This is a genomic window from Rhodococcus sp. A14, from assembly GCF_011603105.1.
Classification (GTDB): domain Bacteria; phylum Actinomycetota; class Actinomycetes; order Mycobacteriales; family Mycobacteriaceae; genus Rhodococcus_F; species Rhodococcus_F opacus.
The window spans coordinates 1-1,897 of record NZ_JAAOQS010000248.1 but is presented as its reverse complement, the minus strand read 5'-3'; the positions used below and the strand labels follow the sequence as shown (position 1 = coordinate 1,897).

The window sequence follows — 1,897 nt, the reverse complement described above, 5'->3', positions numbered from 1 at the left end:
GTCTTGGCGAGCAGTTTCTCGTCGGCGGCCTCGACGAGTTCGTTGACCAGTTTCGTCGCCAGGGTGTAGCGGACCCGGAAGCCGGCCTCGGCGGCGGCGGTGCCCAAACCGATCAGCAGGTGCGATTTGCCGGTGCCGGAATCGCCGATCAAACACAACGGTTCGCCCTTGCGGACCCAGACGCAGCTGGCGAGGCTGTTGATGGTGGCCGGATTGACGTTGGGGTTGGCATCGAAGTCGAAGTCCGCCAACCATTTCTGGCGTGGGAATCCGGCGGCCTTGACCCGGCGGACGCTGCGGCGGCGGGCACGGTCGTCGCATTCGGCGAGCAGCAGGTCGGCGAGGAAGCCCTCGTAGGTCAGTTGCTCCTTGTGGGCGACGGTGAGCATGTCCTCGAACCGGGTGCGCACCGTCGGCAGCCGCAGATCACGGCAGGCCTGCTCGATCGCGGTGGCGGCGGCTTCGGGGGTGAGTCCACGCCGGCGCCGTGCGGCGGCCGGTGAGGTGGGGGTCGACCCGGTCATGATGATGCTCCTTCACGTGCAGAGACGGCGTCCGAGGAGGGTGGCGGCCGCCGCCGCAGCAACTCGTCGTAGGCGGCGACGGTGGGAAGCGGCCGCGAATCCGGTGGCAGCCCGGCGATCACCGCCTCCGGATCGGTCAACCTGCGTGCGGTCATCGACACCACCTTCGACGGTGCCGCCGCAACTGGGGTGACCGCGTCGTCGGGACGGTCGGCGGCGGCCTTGCGGGCCTCGACGGCCACCACGTCCGCGCAGGCGGCCCCGACAGCGACCGCGGCGCGGAGCCCGGAAGTCACATCCTCGTGTGCCATGTTCCGGTGCAGCAGCAGCACTTCGACGAGGGCGCGGGTGCCGTCGGCGTCCCCGTGCACCGATCGTGCCAGCGCCCAGAACGCCTCGTGGTCGGCGGTGAACGTCCCCGCCGCCCGCGCCTGGGACAGCGCGGTCGACCCCGGTAGCGCGCCGGGTTTGCGGGCGAGGACCTCGAGGTAGTGATCGAGCACCAAGGCCTGCGCGCCCTTGCGGGCGAGGCGGAGATGGCGGGCGACCTCCCGCCGGCCGTCGAAGATCACCACCTCACTGGCCCGCAGCGAGACCCGCACCTGCCGTCCGATCAGGTAGATCGGCACCGAATAGTGGCACTGGCGCACCGTGACCCGCGAATACCGGTCCACCCGCGGCGTCAACCACAGGCCGGGCTCGAACTCCTCGGCCGGGAGCGGCCGCAACAAGGGCCGTTCGGTGGCGAAGTCCTCCCCGACGGTCCGGATCCGGGTATCGATCCGCCGGCCGTCGTCCGCCCGATCCGCCGCCGCGAGGCGCGCGTTGAGCTCGTCCAGGGTGTCGACCTTCGGCACCGGGACCAGGTGGTTACGGCGGAAGCGCCCCACCTCACCCTCCACACCGCCCTTCTCGTGGGCGCCCTCGAGACCAGACAAGCAATAGAAGGAATCGAAGCCGTAGTGCGACCGGAACAGAATCCACCGATCCGACTCGGACCGGTTGCGCCCGAACAACACCCGACGCACCGCAGACCGCAGATTGTCGTACCGAATCTTGCCGGTCGGGACACCACCGATCGTGGCGAAGGCGATCACATGGCCCTCGATGAACGCCTCCTGCCCCTGCGAGGCGAATACTCGGTGCACCGCCTTGCCCGAGTGCGACAGCCGGAGGGTGAACAGGAAACACTTCGTCCGCACCCCGGCCAGATCGATCCACACATCCCCGAAATCGACCTCCGCCTCCGCACCGGGAAGATGGTCTTGCAGCACGAAGGCCGTCTCGGTTCCCCTCCCGGACTCGGCGACGATCTCCGGGCGTCGGCGGGCGACGTAGTCCCGCACCGACGAGTACGAGGCCTCGCAGCCGTG

2 protein-coding genes are annotated in these 1,897 nt (G+C 69.5%); both read right to left on the bottom strand.

Going from position 1 to position 1,897, the window contains the following annotated elements; genetic code table 11:
• Positions 1–524, bottom strand: a 524-nt coding sequence (locus G9373_RS45120; RefSeq protein ID WP_167121304.1) for an ATP-binding protein, incomplete at its 3' end; no start/stop codon positions are given.
• The coding region (locus tag G9373_RS45115; RefSeq protein WP_167121302.1) for a transposase at positions 521–1,897 on the bottom strand (1,377 nt) is incomplete at its 5' end. The genes G9373_RS45120 and G9373_RS45115, both read right to left, overlap by 4 nt.